Source organism: Shewanella sairae (assembly GCF_023283535.1).
GTDB classification, from domain to species: domain Bacteria; phylum Pseudomonadota; class Gammaproteobacteria; order Enterobacterales; family Shewanellaceae; genus Shewanella; species Shewanella sairae.
In genome coordinates this window covers 1-1276 of sequence record NZ_JAKILT010000178.1, presented here as the reverse complement: position 1 = coordinate 1276, position 1276 = coordinate 1, and the positions used below count along the sequence as shown (strand labels likewise).

2 protein-coding genes are annotated in these 1276 nt (G+C 43.7%); both read left to right on the top strand.

Annotated elements, in window-relative coordinates; genetic code table 11:
- The first annotated feature begins 143 nt into the window (after positions 1–143).
- The gene (locus L2748_RS23940; RefSeq protein ID WP_220783628.1) at positions 144–548 is read left to right on the top strand and encodes a LexA family protein; all 405 of its coding nucleotides are present in this window, start codon (positions 144–146) and stop codon (positions 546–548) included.
- A 9-nt stretch (positions 549–557) separates the two neighbouring features.
- A partial coding sequence (locus L2748_RS23935) for a Y-family DNA polymerase (protein WP_220783627.1) occupies positions 558–1276 on the top strand: 719 nt, incomplete at its 3' end.

The following is a 1276-nucleotide window of genomic DNA, read 5'->3' as shown; positions in this document are numbered from 1 at the left end:
CGATAAAAGAAGGTCTATCTTTGCTTCTGACTCTTGCCCCTGAATTAATTTGCTCATTTTAAAACATTACTTAAGATATGTTAACTAATCATATCAAACTTTGTTTATAATGAAACGGTAATCTCGCTTACTGACATTTTTATATGAATAAACTACTTACCCCTATCCATTGTGGCATTACTGGATTCGGCTCACCCGCTGCTGAATACCGGCAACTACCGTTAAGCCTAGATGAATTATTAATAGAGCACCCAAGCGCCACTTTCTTAGGTTATGCTGCGGGGCAATCCATGCAAGGAGTTGGCATCTTCGATGGTGATATATTGATTGTCGATAGGCATGTAACGGCACAAAATGGCGATATCGTCGTCGCTATACTCAATGGTGAGTTTATCTGTAAGACTATCGACACAGATAACCACGCGTTGTTATCGAATCCAGTAGAAGATGAACCATGTAAAATACATGAGTTTGACGACTTCGTTATTGAAGGGGTTGTTGTTCGCTCCATTCGCTATCACCGCCCTAGCCCGTTACTTTCAAACTAAAGGATAGCCATGTTTGCTTTGATTGATGCCAATAGTTTTTATTGCAGCGCAGAGCAAGTCTTTCGGCCTGAATGGCGTGGTAAACCTGTTATCGTGCTTTCAAACAACGATGGCATGATAGTGTCGGCAAATCGCCAAGCTAAAGAAGCCGGTATCCCCAAGTTCAAACCCTTCTTTGAAATAAAAGAGTTGTGCGAACAAAAAGGGGTCATTGCTTTATCGTCAAATTATGAGCTCTACAGTTCGTTATCTGCCCACATGATGCAAGTCATTGGCCGCTTTGCACCTGAGCAACACATTTACAGCATCGATGAGTCATTTTTAAGTTTTAAGCATTACCAGCGGGCCATCCCGTGTTTAATCACTCATGCACACAAAATAAGACGTGCTGTATGGAAAGAAACGCGCCTACCGGTCTGCGTAGGGATAGGCGAGACAGTCACGTTAGCCAAAGTCGCAAACCACGCGGCTAAGAAAATGAGAGGCTATCGTGGAGTCTGTGCTATCACCAGTGATGAGCAACGGCTACATATCCTGGCAGAGATGCCCGTGGCCGACGTATGGGGTATAGGAAAGAAAATCAGTGCTCGATTACACTTGATGGGGGTCAACACAGCACTTCAACTAGCAAACTATCCACCGACTCTTGCCAAACGAGAGTTTAACATTGAAGTGGAACGCACCATTAGAGAGCTTAATGGTGAACAATGCATTGCCTGGGATGAAGC